Below are 13,536 nucleotides of genomic sequence, written 5' to 3' on the forward strand. Positions count from 1 at the left end.
GCGGCCGCAGGGCATTCAGCAGTCGATCGTTCCGTGTGCGCTGCCTTCGTCGTCAAGCACCTGCGCATGCAGTACCACCCGGTTGCGGCCGGCGCGCTTGGCGGCGTAAAGGCCGGCGTCGGCATCGGCCAGCAGCTGGTCCGCACTGGCCAGCGCGGGCGGGTGCAGGTAGCCCACGCCAACGCTGATGCTCACCCGCCCCTCCGGCAGCGGCAGCACTTCCACTGCCTCGCGCAGGCGTTCGGCCAGTGCCAGCACGCCCGACAGCGGGCTTGCCGGCACGATCACCGCGAATTCTTCGCCGCCGTAACGCGCAACACTGTCGCCGCCGCGACCGGCAATGACCTTCAGCACCGCAGCCACCGCCTGCAGGCAGCGGTCCCCGGCCGGGTGCCCGTGCTGGTCGTTGAATGCCTTGAAGTGATCGATGTCGACCAGCAGCAGGGCCAGCTCGCTGCCGCTGCGGCGCGCCCGGTTCCACTCCGCCTGCAGCAGTGCGTCGAACTGGCGACGATTGGCCACGCCGGTCAGGCCATCCTGGCGCGCCAGCTGATCCAGCGACGCCTGCCGTTCCATCAGGTCCATCTGCAGCAGGATGCTGCGCAGGCCGAAGCCCAGCGTCGCCACCACGAAACCGGTGACCGCCAGAGGCCGTGCGTGGTCGACCACCAGGGTGCCCACCACCAGCAGCAGCAACGGCAGGATCATCGGCCCGGCCGCCTGCACTGTGCGCGCCAGCCGTGGATGCGGCATGGAGGCCGGCAGCGGCGTATGGCTCAGTGCCAGCAGCGCCAGCAGCAGGAACGGCAGATCGATCAGCAGATCGTTGTAGGCACCGAAGGAATCCTCCGAGGTGAAGTGGTTGATGTAGTAGGCCACCACCAGGTAAGCCAGCGCGTAGAGCGCTAACGCGCGGAAGAAACTGCGCCGCTCGGGCACGTCAACGGCCAGCCATCGCACCACCGCGAACCCGGCGATGCACAGGTTCTGGATGTCGAACAAGCGTTGCATGCTGGCCATCGCCGAATCATCGACGTCGATACGGGCGGCGAACGATTGCGCATGCACGAAGAACAGCACGCCCAGCAGCGCCGCCATCGCGGCATCGATCAGGCTGATGCTCATCCGCTCGCGGCGCGCGCGGGCCAGGATGAACACCAGCGGGACGCCGTACAGCACGTACAGGAACAGGCTGGCCTGCGGCGTCGCATCCGCGCGCCCTGCCCCCAGCGCGTCGATCATGTTCATGACCATGCCGCCCGCCCACAGCAGCAGCGCCAGTGCGGTGGCACGCCAGCCCAGCGCGGCACGGTCACGACGCGCCCGCCACAGGCAGGCGGCCGCAGCCAGCAGCGGCGCCCCGGCCAGGAACACGAAGGAACCCGCGCCGGTCACCCCAGGCCACACGGTGACGACCAGGCCATGGCACACCACGTACAGCAGCGCCAGCACTACCGGCATGCTTCCCCCGATCCGCAAGGCCGTATGCGCGCACGATAGCGCGGCAGCGCGCCACAAGGGCGTGATCCACCGCAGAAAACCCGATTGGACACACCGGCGCCGGAGGGTGCCGGCCGGTGGCCGGCACTACCGGACTGCGTTCAGCCCTGCAGGGCCTGGGCGTGGTGGGCGATATGCTCGCCGATGAAGCTGCCAATGAAGTAGTAGCTGTGGTCGTAACCCGGCTGCAGGCGCAGGGTCAGCGGATGGCCTGCGGCATTGCAGGCTTCCCGCAGGCGCTGCGGCTGCAGCTGGCTCTGCAGGAACTCATCCGCCTCGCCCTGGTCGACCAGCAGCGGCAGGCGCTCGCCGGCCACGGCGATCAGCTCGCAGGCATCCCACTGCGCCCAGTCGGCCGGGTTGTCCCCCAGGTAGGCATGGAACGCCTTCTGCCCCCACGGCACATGGCTGGGCGCGACGATCGGCGAGAACGCCGACACGCTGCGGTAGCGCCCCGGGTTGCGCAGGGCGATCACCAGCGCGCCATGGCCGCCCATCGAATGGCCACTGATCGCGCGCCCATCGGTCACCGCGAAGTTCGCCTCGATCAGCGCCGGCAACTCCTGCGCCACGTAGTCGTGCATGCGGTAGTGCTTTGCCCACGGAGCGCGGGTGGCATTGAGGTAGAAGCCAGCCCCCTTGCCCAGGTCGTAGCCTTCGGCATCGGCCACGTCATCGCCCCGCGGGCTGGTGTCCGGCGCGACGATGATCACCCCGTGCTCGGCTGCGTAACGCTGCGCGCCGGACTTGGTGATGAAATTCTGCTCGGTGCAGGTCAGGCCGCTCAGCCAGTACAGCACCGGCAGTTTCTGTGTTTCCGCCTGCGGCGGCAGGTACACGGCGAACTGCATGTCGCAGCCCAGCGTGGCCGAATGATGGCGGTAGACGTCCTGCCAGCCGCCGAAACAGGCGCGATGCTCAATGCGTTCCATGGGTTCCTCCGGAAGAGTGGCAGGCACGGCGGCCTGCCACCCGGCGTTGCTCAGTAGTGGACCACCGAACGGATCGACTTGCCTTCATGCATCAGGTCGAAGGCTTCGTTGATCTTGTCCAGGTCCATGGTGTGGGTGACGAACGGCGCCAGTTCGATATCGCCCTTCATCGCGTCTTCCACCATGCCCGGCAGCTGGCTGCGGCCCTTCACGCCACCGAAGGCGGTGCCCATCCACTTGCGGCCGGTCACCAGCTGGAACGGGCGGGTGGAGATTTCCTGGCCGGCACCCGCCACGCCGATCACCACGCTCTGGCCCCAGCCACGGTGCGCGCATTCCAGCGCCGCACGCATCACGTTGACGTTGCCGATGCACTCGAAACTGTGGTCCACGCCCCAGGTGGTCATCTCGACGATGACCTGCTGGATGGGCGTGTCGTAGTCCTTCGGGTTGATGCAGTCGGTGGCGCCGAATGCGCGCGCCAGCTCGAACTTGGACGGATTGGTGTCCACCGCGATGATGCGGCCGGCCTTGGCCTGGCGCGCGCCCTGGATCACCGCCAGGCCGATGCCACCGAGGCCGAACACCGCCACGCTGTCGCCTTCCTGCACCTTGGCGGTGTTGTGCACCGCGCCGATGCCGGTGGTGACGCCGCAGCCGAGCAGGCAGACGTGCTCCGGGTTTGCTTCCGGATTGATCTTCGCCAGCGACACCTCGGCCACCACGGTGTACTCGCTGAAGGTCGAGCAGCCCATGTAGTGGTACAGCGGCTCGCCGTTGTAGCTGAAGCGGCTGGTGCCGTCGGGCATCACGCCCTTGCCCTGGGTGGCGCGCACCGACACGCACAGGTTGGTCTTGCCGCTCTTGCAGAACAGGCACTCGCCGCACTCGGCGGTGTACAGCGGAATCACGTGGTCGCCCGGCTTGACGCTGGTCACGCCCTCGCCCACCTCCACCACGATGCCGGCGCCTTCATGGCCCAGCACCACCGGGAACAGGCCTTCCGGATCATCGCCGGACAGGGTGAACGCATCGGTGTGGCAGACACCGGTGTGGGTGATCTTGACCAGCACTTCGCCCTTCTTCGGCGGGGCGACGTCGATCTCGACGATCTGCAGCGGCTGGCCGGGACCAAAGGCGACGGCGGCACGGGACTTCATGGGTGGTTTCTCCAGAGACAGGCAATGACAGGATGGGCGGCGCCATGTTGCGCCGTCGTTTATTTCAGGTACGAGCGGATCAACGCGCTCATGTCGCGCACGCGTTCGGCGCGTTGTTCGTCAGAGGCCGCAGGCTGGCCGAACTCCTCGCGCAGATGGGCCTCCATCACCTCGGACATCAGGCCGTTGACCGCGCCACGGATGGCGGCGATCTGCTGCAGCACCGGCCCGCAGTCGGCTCCGGCTTCCAGCGCGCGGTCCAGCGCATCGCACTGGCCGCGGATGCGACGCACGCGGGCCAGGACTTTTTTCTTCTCTTCGGGGGAGTGCGGCATGGCGAGGCCACCTCGGAACTATACTGGGGGATAGTATACACAGTGACCCAGCCAGTGCCACCGACCGCTCCCTGCCGCCATCGCGATCCGCCTGCAAACCCGAGCTAAAGAACACCACCACGCGGCCGCTACTCCGTGCCTGAAGGCGAATGAGTCGCCGGCTATGACACGGAGTTCTGCTGATCATGCGTCCCCTGCTGCCCGCCTGCCTGGCCATGGCCCTGGCATTTCCTGCACTGGCCGAGCAGGCCCCCTCCACCGCAGCCGCCCGGGTCGATCTGCAGCAACCGGCGCGCATCCGCCTGTTCAGCGCCAATGGCCAGTATCTGGCGATGCGCAAGAACCACACGCGCAGCGGTGCCGAAGCCGAAGTGGTCAGGGTGGAGAGCAAGGCATCCAAGGGCGTGTTCAGTACGCTCGCCTCGCTGGCCACCGGCAATGAGAGCACCTCGATCGGCATGCCCGAGTCATTCGCCACCGGTACGCTGGGCGGTATCCGCAAGCCCTTCTATCGCGAATTCGCGCTGGTGCCGGGCCAGCTGGTCAATGTGATGGCCAACTTCGAGGGCAATCGCCGCTGCGTTCCCGCGGGCGAAAAGGTTAGCGACCCGCGCTTTGCGCTGCCACCCTCCCTTCTGCTGACGCCGGAACCCGGCCTGGATTACGAAGTATCGTTCGGTACCGACGGCAGCAGCTGCGGCATGAACGCCAGGCTGCTGCTGGCCGACGGACGCTCAGTGCCACTCCCCACCGAGTTGCAGCGGCAACGCTCACCGAAGACGTACAAGGTGGAAGGAACGCATCTGTATACCTTCCTGTTCCGCCCTGGCAGCGTGTACTACCGCCCGGTCGGCGAGGCGGAGGACCTGCAGCTGCGCACCGACGATGCCGAGCATGCCGACGCGTTCGAAGCGGCGATGCGCGAGATCGCCTCGCGGCCCGGCACCCAGATGTGCATCGTGTTGCCGGACTTCTTCTACAAGAGCCCCCTGAAAGACCGGTTGGACCGCGTCCTGGACGAGCAGGGCAAGGAATTTCCGGCCATCCTCGAACCGATCGAAGGACTGCGCAAAACCCGCCAGCTTGAGGACCATGTGCCCACAACCTTCCTGGATGCTGCCGCTTACTGCCAGTTGGCGGGGATGATGGCGTTCCCGCCACGCAACTCGCTCGATGGGGCGCCCGACGTGGCGGCCCCAGCTCAGTCAAACACGCCCTGAGCCGCCAGCCGCGCCAGCTCGTCCACCACATAGCGCACCTTCGGCCGCAGGTGGCGGGTCGGTGGCCACAGCGCATGGATGTCGATGTGCCGCTGCATGTGTGCGTCCAGCACCGAGTGCAGCACGCCGGATTCCAGATGACGGCGTACCAGTGAAATGGGCATCTGGCAGATGCCCAGCCCGGCGATGGCCGCGTCGATCACCGCGTCACCATCGTTGAGCTGGTAGGCCGCGTTCGGGACGAACGTTCCCTCGGCATCGTCACTGCCAATCCGCCACCACACCGGCTGCCCGTGGCGGAAGCCAACGATGCTGCGGTGCTGCGCCAGTTCCTCCACGGTAGCCGGCACGCCATGCGACTGCAGGTACTCCGGCGATGCGCAGGTGACCAGGCGTTGGCGGCCCAGCCGACGCGCGACCAGGTGCTCTGCGTGGTGCAGGCCGCCGAAACGGATCAGCAGGTCGATGCCCTCTTCGACCGGATCGACGAAGTGATCGGTGAAGGTCATCGTCAGCTGCAGGTCCGGGTAGTGCCGGCACAGGCGCAACAGCACCGGCAGCACCACCAGGCGCCCGAACGAGGACGGCATGTCGATGCGCAGCCGTCCGCTGGGCAGGCCGGCCGAACCCAGGCAGGCCTCGGCGGCGGAGATCTCTTCCAGCGCCGCCGCACACGATGCGTAGTACGCCTCGCCGTCGGTGGTCAGCGCGATGCGCCGCGTGGTGCGGTGGAACAGGCGCACGCCCAGCCGCGCTTCCAGCCGGGCGATGGCCTTGCCCACCGCCGAGCGCGAGATGCCCAGTGCATCGGCAGCCTCGGTGAAGCTGCCCGAGCGGGCCGTGGTGACGAACGTGACCAGGCCGTTCAACGATTCCAGCGGCAGCATCTCTCACCCCACATTGGGGACAAATAGTCCCGTCCGAAGGGAGATCGAAGCGCTTTATGCGCCTGCATGTCAACTCCATCCTGTGTGCATCGCGCCCCTGGCGCTCCTCCCCCCGCACCGAGATGACCGACATGACCGCCGCCCTGTTCCACCCCTTCGACCTGGCAGGCACCGCCCTGCGCAACCGCATCGCGATGGCCCCGATGACCCGTGCCCGCAACCCCGGTGCGGTCGCCAACGAGCTGACCGCCCAGTACTACCGGCAGCGCGCCAGCGCCGGCCTGATCATCAGTGAAGGCACGCCGGTCTCGCCGCAGGGCCAGGGCTACATCGACGTGCCCGGCATCTGGTCGGCCGAGCAGGTGGCCGGGTGGAAGGTCGTCACCGAGGCGGTGCATGCCGCGCAGGGCACGATCTTCGCCCAGCTCTGGCACGTCGGCCGCATGTCGCATTCCTCGCTGCAGCCTGACGGCGGACAACCGGTCAGCGCCGGTACCCGCCCGGTCGCCAGCGCACCGAAGAACACCTCGTTCGTGTACCTGGCCGATGGCAGCCGCGGCCACGCCGATCCCACCCCGGCACGTACACTGGAGACCGCAGAGATTCCCGGCATCGTCGAGGACTTCGCACGCGGGGCGGACAACGCCATCGCCGCCGGCTTCGATGGCATCGAGCTGCATGCCGCCAACGGCTACCTGTTCGAGCAGTTCCTCAACCCACTCATCAACCAGCGCGAAGACCGCTACGGCGGCTCATTGCCGAACCGAGCGCGATTGATCCTGGAGACGGTGGATGCGATGGCCCAGCGCATCGGCGCCCACCGCATCGGCGTGCGCCTGGCGCCGAACAACCTCACCTTCGACATGCCGTACTACCCCGACAACGAGGCCACCTACCTGTACCTGGCCGAGGAACTGGGCAAGCGCGGGCTGGCCTATGTGCACCTCAATGACAACCTGCAGGCGGGGCAGTCAGTGCTGGGCGAGGCCTTCCTGCAGCAGTTCAAGCAGGCCTACGGTGGCAACGTGATCCTGGCCGGCGGCATGACCCGCGAACGCGCGCTGCGCCTGGTCGACGAAGGCACCATCGATATCGCCGCCTTCGGCCAACCGTTCATCGCCAACCCGGATCTGGTCGAACGCCTGCAGCGGGACATCGCGCTGGCCACGCCCGACCGCAGCACCTACTACGGGGGCGGCAGGGAAGGCTACCTGGACTACCCGGCTGCAGGCTGATCCCGCACGAGGTCGGATCCCTACCACAGGCGGGGCTCCGACCTTTGGTTCAGGCGTCCTCGCGCACGTAGGCGAACGACTCGTCCAACCGCGCAAAGCCGATCACGTCAGCGACGATCGCCTGCGCGTCGTCTTCACTGATGTTGCCTTCTTCAATATCGTCAACGCGGGCGAACAGCCGCTGCAACGCCACGCACTGGTCGCCGCGCAGGAAGGACTGATGGGTCTGCAGCCAGCGCTGCAGATTCCCGGCCAGCTCGCCGTGCGACAGCAGCGTGTACGGCGGCTGGTAGTCGGCAACGGCTTCGACCATCTTGCGGAACAGGAAATCCTGGTAGCTGGCGGCCAGCACATCCGCGCGGTCGTCGTCATGCCACACCATCACCACCGGCGGCTCGCTGAAACCGGGCGCGTTGCTCCAGAAGCAGTAGCTGTCACCCGCGCCGGTGCGCGCAAAGGGCAGCAGCTGCAGGTCAGTGCGCAGGGGGTTGTAGTGATCCTCGGCGGTCAGCTCCTGCCACGCCTCGAGCAGCTCATCGTGTTCCAACGGCTCGTAGTCCTGGGCGTACAGCAGCACCGGCGGATCCGCCTGCAGCGTAGGGAACACCACCTCGGACCATTCCGGATGGGGAGTGCCCCAGCTCAATCGACCCGCGGCATGCAACTGCTTGAACAAGGGCGGGAAGGACTGGCCGGTGGCCTGTTCGATGTCAGATAGCGCGCTCATGGATGTCCTTGCCGATGGAGGCCGCCCAGCTTGCCCGAATCCGCGCAGGAGATGTACCGGCAGCAGCCGGCGGCAGGACTAGACTGCAAGCACCGGAAGCTGGAAATCGCCGCCATGAACGCCACTGCCCGCAGCTTCATCGTCAACATCGACGTGCCCGACCTGGCCGCCGCCGAAGTCTTCTACGTGGCCGCCTTTGGATTGCATATCGGACGTCGGCTCGGTGCCGGCGCGGTGGAACTGCTCGGTGGACCGACACCGCTGTACCTGCTGCAGAACGAGGCTGGCAGCGCCGCCACCGAAGACGGCGATGTACGCGACTACGAGCGCCACTGGACGCCGCTGCACCTGGACTGGGTGGTGGATGACATCGACGCCGCGCTGACACGCGCGGTAACGGCTGGGGCAACACTCGAACAACCGATGCGCGCGCGACGCTGGGGGTGGATCGCCGTACTGGCCGATCCGTTCGGCCACGGCTTCTGCCTGATCCAGTTCAGCCGCGAAGGCTACGATGCGCTGGTCGAATGACCGATCGTGGTCGGTGCCGGCCCTTGGCCGGGACTGCATCTCCCATCGCAGCTACTCCCGCAACATATCCACGAACGCGCGCAGCGCGCCAGGCATCTGCCGCTGCTTCGGGTAATACAACGCGAATCCCGCGAACGGTTCGCTCCAGTCTTCCAGCACCGCCACCATCTGCCCCGAATCGATGTACGGCCGCGCGGTGTCTTCCAGCACATAGGCCAGCCCGATGCCATCGAGCACGGCACTGACCACGGTGCCCTGCTCGCCCAGGGTCAGCCGCCCCGGCACGTCGATCTCCAGCGCCTGCCCCTCGCGCTCGAACTGCCACTTGTACAGATGACCACTGGCAAAGCGGAAACGGATGCATTCGTGCATGGCCAGCTCACGCGGGTGCCGGGGTGCGGGCCGCCGCCGCAGGTACTCCGGCGCACCAACGATCAGGCCGCGCAGCGGCGGGCCCATCGGCACCGCGACCATGTCTTCGGGCACGAACTCATGCAGGCGCACACCGGCGTCGTAGCCCTCGGCGACAATGTCGACCAGGCCATCGTTTTCGGTCAGTTCCACGCGGATGTCCGGATGCGCGTGCAGGAAGCGCGCCAGCCGCGGCCCCAGCTGGGTCGGCACCGCCGCGCGGGTGGCGTTGATGCGTAGCAGGCCCGCCGGAGCGGCGCGGAACTGGTTCATCTCTTCCAGTGCGTCATGCACCTGCCCCAAGGCCGGCTGCAACCGCTCCAGCAGGCGCTGCCCGGCCTCGGTCAGGGCAACGCTGCGGGTGGTGCGATGGAACAGGCCCACGCCCAACCGCTCTTCCAGGGCGCGGATGGCATAGCTCACCGCCGAGGTCGACAGCGCCAGCTCGGCGCCGGCGCGGCGGAAGCTGCGGTGACGGGCGACCGCCGCGAACGCGGCCAGGTGGGACAGATTGTCAGTGGCCATGATTGTGCAGTTCCACTTGATGAATCATGCCGATATCCGGGCTTCTTGGCCCGGGTTACGGCGCGTATTGTAAAACGCCTTTCGACAAACCCGCCAAGGATCCCCCATGTCCCTCGCCCGTGGTTACGCCGCCCATACCCATACCGACCCGCTGGTACCCTTCGAGTTCGAGCGCCGCGCCGTTGGCCCGAACGATGTGCGCATCGAGATCCTCTACAGCGGCATCTGCCATTCGGACCTGCACCAGGCCCGTGATGACTGGGGTGGCTCGATCTACCCGATGGTGCCGGGCCACGAGATCATCGGCCGGGTCACCGAGGTCGGCAGCAACGTCACCCGCTTCAAGGTCGGCGACCACGCCGGCGTGGGCTGCATGGTCGACTCGTGCCGCCACTGCGACGCCTGCGAGCACGATCTGGAGCAGTACTGCGCCGAAGGCGCGACCTGGACCTACAACGGCCGTGAACGCGAAAGCGGTGCGCCGACCTACGGCGGCTATTCCGACCACGTGGTGGTCGAGCAGCGCTTCGTGGTGAAGGTGTCCGACAGCCTCGACCTGAAGGCGGCCGCGCCGCTGCTGTGCGCCGGCATCACCACCTGGTCGCCGCTGCGCCATTGGAAGGTCGGCCCCGGCCAGAAGGTCGGCGTGATCGGCCTCGGCGGCCTCGGCCACATGGGCGTGAAGTTCGCCAAGGCGCTCGGCGCGCACGTGGTGATGATCACCACCACGCCGGAAAAGGGTGCCGACGCCAAGCGCCTGGGCGCCGATGAAGTACTGGTCTCGCGCGATGCCGCGCAGATGAAGGCCCACGCCGGCAGCTTCGACTTCCTGCTCAATACCATCCCGGTCGGCCATGACACCAACCCGTACATGGGCCTGCTCAAGCGCGAGGCCACCATGTGCCTGGTCGGCGTGCTGACCGAACTGGACCCGCCGCTGACCGGCGGCAGCGTGATCTTCGGCCGCAAGCACCTGACCGGCTCGGCGATCGGCGGCATGGCCGAAACCCAGGAAATGATGGACTTCTGTGCCGAGCACGGCATCGTCAGCGACGTCGAGATGATCGACATCAAGAACGTCAACGAGGCCTGGGAACGCATGGCGAAGAACGATGTGCGCTACCGCTTCGTGATCGACATGGCGACGATGAAGAACGCCGCCTGACCGATTGGCGACTGTGAACGAAGAACCCCGGCACTGCCGGGGTTCTTTTGGGTCGCGTCGGCCGCTGGCCGGCACGACCCATGCATTGGGCATGACGAAGGTCAAGGAGGCGGCAACCGCCCAGGCGCAGACTCACCGCATGGCCCGCCTGCCCTCCCCTGCGATGCTGATGCGCGCGCCGCATCGACTGCTGTTCTTCATCGGCGCCAGCAACCTGCTGCTGGCGATGCTGTGGTGGGCGTTGTGGCTGGGCGCATTGCGCGGGTTGTGGACGCCGCAGCCACCGCCACTGCCGCCGGCCTGGTTGCACGCGCTGCTGATGCAGTACCTGGTGCTGCCCAGTTTCATCTTCGGTTTCCTGCTCACGGTGTTCCCGCGCTGGATGGCGCAACCGGAGCTGCCACGCAACCATTACGCGCCGGTGGGCATCGGCCTGTTTGGCGGGCAGGCGCTGCTGATTGCCACCGCCTGCGGCTGGGCACCCGGGTTGTGGCCCGGCCTGCTGCTGGCACTGGCCGGCTGGAGCGCCGGACTGATCGTGCTGGGACGCGTGCTCAAGGCCGCCGGCCCCAACCGCAACTGGCATGCGCGCGCCTGCCATGCAGCTCTGCTGTTGGGCTGGCTGGGGCTGCTGCTGTTCATGGCGGTGGTGCGCGGCCACGCCACGCTGATGCCGGTCACTGTGGCACTCGGTACGTTCGGCCTGCTGCTGCCGGTCTACCTCACCGTCGCGCATCGGATGATCCCGTTCTTCGCCAACAACGTGGTGGACGGCTACGTGCCGTGGCGACCGCTGCGCTGGCTGGCCGCGATGTGGGCGCTGCTGATGCTGCGCTTGCTGCTGAGTGCGTTGCAGATCGACAACCTGCTGTGGCTGGCCGATGCGCCGCTGCTGGTGTTGTCGCTGCAGGCGCTATGGCACTGGTGGCCACGCGGGCCGATGCCGGGCCTGCTCGTGGCCCTGTTCCTGGCGCTGGCGTGGCTGCCGATCAGCTTCGCGTTGTATCTGCTGCAGGACATCGGCCAGATGCTCGCCCATCCGCAGCTGCTCGGCCGCGCGCCGCTGCACGCACTCGCCGTGGGACTGTTCGGCAGCCTGCTGGTGGCGATGGTGACCCGGGTCACCCAAGGTCATTCCGGGCGACCGCTGGTGATGCCGGCAGTGGCCTGGTTCGCGTTCGTCGCGCTGCAGGCAGTGGCGATCATGCGCATCCTTGCCGAGCTGATGCCCGATGCCTATGCGTGGCATTTCGCCGCCGCCATCGGTTGGCTGCTGGCACTGTCCCCATGGGTGGCCCGGCTGGGCTGGATCTACCTGAGCCCTCGACGCGACGGCAAACCGGGCTGACCGCATCGCCGGCCAGGCAACGTCCATCGGTAGCGCCGGGCCATGCCCGGCCGCCACCGCAATCCACTCAGTACGCGAACTCGCGGAACACCGGATCGACATCACCGTGCCAGCGGCCATGGAACAGGGCCAGCTTTCGCTCGGCCGGGGTCAGGCCGGATTCGACGATCTCCTGCAGCACGTCCAGGAACTTGCTCTCGTCCTGGCCATCGGCATTGCGCGCCGCGCGGCGCTTGAGGCCTTCCACCGAAATCTTCACCGCCTCGCGGGCCAGGTCGCGCACCGTGCCGTTGCGGAACGGCAGGTTCATCGCATGCTTCGGCACGCCGTCACGCAGTGCATGGCGCTCGGCCAGGGTGAAGTCACGCACCAGGTCCCACGCCGCATCCAGCGCGGTGTCGTCGTACAGCAGGCCGACCCAGAACGCCGGCAGCGCACACAGGCGGCTCCACGGGCCACCGTCGGCACCACGCATCTCCAGGTACTTCTTCAGGCGCACTTCCGGGAATGCGGTGGTCATGTGGTCCGACCAGTCGCGCAGCGTGGGCAGCGCACCCGGCAGCACCGGCAGCCTGGCCTGCATGAAATCGCGGAAGCTCTGCCCGCTGGCGTCGTGGTAGGTGCCGTCGCGGTAGGAGAAGTACATCGGCACGTCGAGCAGGTAGTCGACATAGCGCTCGTAACCGAAGCCATCCTCGAACACGAAGTCGAGCATGCCGGTGCGGTCGGCGTCGGTGTCGGTCCAGATGTGCGAGCGGTAGCTCAGGTAGCCGTTCGGCTTGCCTTCGGTGAACGGCGAATCGGCGAACAGCGCGGTGGCGATCGGCTGCAGCGCCAGCGACACGCGGAACTTCTTCACCATGTCCGCTTCGGTGGCGTAGTCCAGGTTCACCTGCACCGTGCAGGTGCGGGTCATCATGTCCAGGCCGAGCGAGCCGACCTTGGGCATGTACGCGCGCATGATCTTGTAGCGGCCTTTCGGCATCCACGGCATTTCATCGCGCTTCCACTTCGGCTGGAAACCCATGCCGAGGAAACCCAGCTGCAGTTCACCGGCCACCTGTGCCACTTCGTTGAGATGGGTACCGGTCTCGACGCAGGTCTGGTGGATGGTCTCCAGCGCCGCGCCGGACAGTTCCAGCTGGCCGGCCGGTTCCAGCGTTACCGAGGCCCCGTCGCGCAACAGGGCGATGGTGTTGCCATTCTCCCGCACCGGCTCCCAGCCGAAGCGGACCAGGCCGTTGAGCAGCGCTTCGATGCCGCGCTCGCCTTCGAAGGTCGGCGGGCGCAGGTCATCCAGGCGGAACCCGAACTTCTCGTGCTCGGTACCGATGCGCCACTGTGCGCGGGGCTTCTCGCCGGAGGCGATCACCTCCACCAGCTGCGAGCGGTCGGTAATGGGGGTATCGGCGACGTGGCTGGGGCTCGACAAGGGGAAGGCTCGCTGGACTGTGGCGGGGGATGTGGGGCCCGGGGCCTTCCATCGCAAGGGCGCACTATAGCGTGGCGACCCGTTGCGTCATGCGACGGTGGCAGGTTGCAGCATCCCACCGACGCCCT

Annotated in this window: 13 protein-coding genes; 5 read left to right on the top strand and 8 right to left on the bottom strand. The window is 67.2% G+C overall.

Annotated elements, in window-relative coordinates; genetic code table 11:
• Positions 1-15: 15 nt before the first annotated feature.
• The 4 genes from ACYKG1_RS17950 to frmR form a co-directional block, all read right to left on the bottom strand.
• The gene (locus ACYKG1_RS17950) at positions 16-1,461 is read right to left on the bottom strand and encodes a GGDEF domain-containing protein (RefSeq protein ID WP_100473894.1); all 1,446 of its coding nucleotides are present in this window, start codon (positions 1,459-1,461) and stop codon (positions 16-18) included.
• Positions 1,462-1,601: 140 nt separating this feature from the next.
• On the bottom strand, positions 1,602-2,432 hold the full coding sequence (gene fghA, locus ACYKG1_RS17955; RefSeq protein ID WP_100473895.1) for an S-formylglutathione hydrolase: 831 nt from the start codon (positions 2,430-2,432) through the stop codon (positions 1,602-1,604).
• A gap of 50 nt (positions 2,433-2,482) precedes the next feature.
• Positions 2,483-3,592 carry an S-(hydroxymethyl)glutathione dehydrogenase/class III alcohol dehydrogenase gene (locus ACYKG1_RS17960; RefSeq protein ID WP_100473896.1) on the bottom strand — a complete coding sequence of 370 codons (1,110 nt, stop codon included), beginning with the start codon at positions 3,590-3,592 and terminating at the stop codon, positions 2,483-2,485.
• A gap of 59 nt (positions 3,593-3,651) precedes the next feature.
• Positions 3,652-3,927 (bottom strand): formaldehyde-responsive transcriptional repressor FrmR, encoded by a 276-nt coding sequence (gene frmR / locus ACYKG1_RS17965; RefSeq protein ID WP_005411009.1) that lies wholly within the window; start codon positions 3,925-3,927, stop codon positions 3,652-3,654.
• A gap of 185 nt (positions 3,928-4,112) precedes the next feature.
• Between frmR and ACYKG1_RS17970 the strand changes: the two genes are divergently transcribed.
• Complete coding sequence (locus tag ACYKG1_RS17970) at positions 4,113-5,147, top strand: hypothetical protein (protein ID WP_478471044.1); 1,035 nt, start codon at positions 4,113-4,115, stop codon at positions 5,145-5,147.
• On the opposite strand, the gene ACYKG1_RS17975 is transcribed toward ACYKG1_RS17970, so the two are convergent.
• The gene (locus ACYKG1_RS17975) at positions 5,129-6,034 is read right to left on the bottom strand and encodes a LysR family transcriptional regulator (RefSeq protein ID WP_478471045.1); all 906 of its coding nucleotides are present in this window, start codon (positions 6,032-6,034) and stop codon (positions 5,129-5,131) included. The two genes, ACYKG1_RS17970 and ACYKG1_RS17975, sit on opposite strands and share 19 nt — an antisense overlap.
• Positions 6,035-6,165: 131 nt before the next feature.
• Here ACYKG1_RS17975 and ACYKG1_RS17980 point away from each other — a divergent pair, with 131 nt between their 5' ends.
• Positions 6,166-7,269, top strand: coding sequence for an alkene reductase (locus ACYKG1_RS17980; RefSeq protein WP_478472770.1), 1,104 nt, complete (start codon positions 6,166-6,168; stop codon positions 7,267-7,269).
• 49 nt (positions 7,270-7,318) lie between these two features.
• Here ACYKG1_RS17980 and ACYKG1_RS17985 read toward each other — a convergent pair whose 3' ends face one another.
• Positions 7,319-7,996, bottom strand: a complete 678-nt coding sequence (locus ACYKG1_RS17985; protein ID WP_478471046.1) for an SMI1/KNR4 family protein — start codon at positions 7,994-7,996, stop codon at positions 7,319-7,321.
• Positions 7,997-8,110: 114 nt separating this feature from the next.
• On the opposite strand from ACYKG1_RS17985, the gene ACYKG1_RS17990 reads away from it, so the two are divergent.
• Entirely contained in the window at positions 8,111-8,527 is a 417-nt protein-coding gene (locus tag ACYKG1_RS17990; RefSeq protein ID WP_478471047.1) for a VOC family protein, read from the top strand.
• Between the two features lie 51 nt (positions 8,528-8,578).
• Here ACYKG1_RS17990 and ACYKG1_RS17995 read toward each other — a convergent pair whose 3' ends face one another.
• Positions 8,579-9,463 (bottom strand): LysR family transcriptional regulator, encoded by an 885-nt coding sequence (locus tag ACYKG1_RS17995; RefSeq protein WP_262083680.1) that lies wholly within the window; start codon positions 9,461-9,463, stop codon positions 8,579-8,581.
• A 106-nt stretch (positions 9,464-9,569) separates the two neighbouring features.
• Between ACYKG1_RS17995 and ACYKG1_RS18000 the strand changes: the two genes are divergently transcribed.
• Together ACYKG1_RS18000 and ACYKG1_RS18005 are read left to right on the top strand one after the other, a co-directional pair.
• Positions 9,570-10,628, top strand: coding sequence for an NAD(P)-dependent alcohol dehydrogenase (locus tag ACYKG1_RS18000; RefSeq protein ID WP_100473901.1), 1,059 nt, complete (start codon positions 9,570-9,572; stop codon positions 10,626-10,628).
• 91 nt (positions 10,629-10,719) lie between these two features.
• Positions 10,720-11,976, top strand: coding sequence for an NnrS family protein (locus ACYKG1_RS18005; protein ID WP_478471048.1), 1,257 nt, complete (start codon positions 10,720-10,722; stop codon positions 11,974-11,976).
• A gap of 67 nt (positions 11,977-12,043) precedes the next feature.
• Here ACYKG1_RS18005 and ACYKG1_RS18010 read toward each other — a convergent pair whose 3' ends face one another.
• Positions 12,044-13,408, bottom strand: coding sequence for a glutamate--cysteine ligase (locus tag ACYKG1_RS18010; protein ID WP_100473903.1), 1,365 nt, complete (start codon positions 13,406-13,408; stop codon positions 12,044-12,046).
• Positions 13,409-13,536: the final 128 nt, after the last annotated feature.

It is taken from the genome of Stenotrophomonas sp. 85239_Sma, assembly GCF_056481725.1.

Excerpts from the sequence above, each read along its gene's own strand:
- ACYKG1_RS17950 (WP_100473894.1), bottom strand. The coding sequence starts at position 1,461 with ATGCCGGTAGTGCTGGCGCTGCTGTACGTGGTGTGCCATGGCCTGGTC.
- fghA (WP_100473895.1), bottom strand. The coding sequence starts at position 2,432 with ATGGAACGCATTGAGCATCGCGCCTGTTTCGGCGGCTGGCAGGACGTC.
- ACYKG1_RS17960 (WP_100473896.1), bottom strand. The coding sequence starts at position 3,592 with ATGAAGTCCCGTGCCGCCGTCGCCTTTGGTCCCGGCCAGCCGCTGCAG.
- frmR (WP_005411009.1), bottom strand. The coding sequence starts at position 3,927 with ATGCCGCACTCCCCCGAAGAGAAGAAAAAAGTCCTGGCCCGCGTGCGT.
- ACYKG1_RS17970 (WP_478471044.1), top strand. The coding sequence starts at position 4,113 with ATGCGTCCCCTGCTGCCCGCCTGCCTGGCCATGGCCCTGGCATTTCCT.
- ACYKG1_RS17975 (WP_478471045.1), bottom strand. The coding sequence starts at position 6,034 with ATGCTGCCGCTGGAATCGTTGAACGGCCTGGTCACGTTCGTCACCACG.
- ACYKG1_RS17980 (WP_478472770.1), top strand. The coding sequence starts at position 6,166 with ATGACCGCCGCCCTGTTCCACCCCTTCGACCTGGCAGGCACCGCCCTG.
- ACYKG1_RS17985 (WP_478471046.1), bottom strand. The coding sequence starts at position 7,996 with ATGAGCGCGCTATCTGACATCGAACAGGCCACCGGCCAGTCCTTCCCG.
- ACYKG1_RS17990 (WP_478471047.1), top strand. The coding sequence starts at position 8,111 with ATGAACGCCACTGCCCGCAGCTTCATCGTCAACATCGACGTGCCCGAC.
- ACYKG1_RS17995 (WP_262083680.1), bottom strand. The coding sequence starts at position 9,463 with ATGGCCACTGACAATCTGTCCCACCTGGCCGCGTTCGCGGCGGTCGCC.
- ACYKG1_RS18000 (WP_100473901.1), top strand. The coding sequence starts at position 9,570 with ATGTCCCTCGCCCGTGGTTACGCCGCCCATACCCATACCGACCCGCTG.
- ACYKG1_RS18005 (WP_478471048.1), top strand. The coding sequence starts at position 10,720 with ATGACGAAGGTCAAGGAGGCGGCAACCGCCCAGGCGCAGACTCACCGC.